This is a genomic window from Vogesella urethralis (assembly GCF_007644045.2).
Classification (GTDB): Bacteria; Pseudomonadota; Gammaproteobacteria; order Burkholderiales; family Chromobacteriaceae; genus Vogesella; species Vogesella urethralis.
Genome location: NZ_VMDW02000092.1, coordinates 1 through 226, shown reverse-complemented (window position 1 = coordinate 226; position 226 = coordinate 1). Strand labels below are relative to the sequence as shown.

The 226-nt window shown below is 48.2% G+C and carries 1 protein-coding gene; it reads right to left on the bottom strand.

Features of this window, described 5'->3' with window-relative positions; all coding sequences use genetic code 11:
* The coding region (locus FLQ03_RS19690) for a FimD/PapC N-terminal domain-containing protein (protein WP_420855658.1) at positions 1–160 on the bottom strand (160 nt) is incomplete at its 3' end.
* Positions 161–226: the final 66 nt, after the last annotated feature.

Below are 226 nucleotides of genomic sequence, written 5' to 3'. Positions count from 1 at the left end.
CGCTGTTTAGCGAAAGATATTGGTACTGGTGGCTGCCCCCGTCGCCATTATTGGCATCGGTAGAATAGCTGTAGTTGACGAAAGCAGCGTTAATACCTTCATCAAAGCGCATGGGGGAAACATAGTCGCGAGGATAGTGCTCAATATATTGCTGAGGGATATGTATGATCCGCCAGGCAGAGCAACAGCTGGATATCGCTAATCATCGGCTGATCATACATATCCC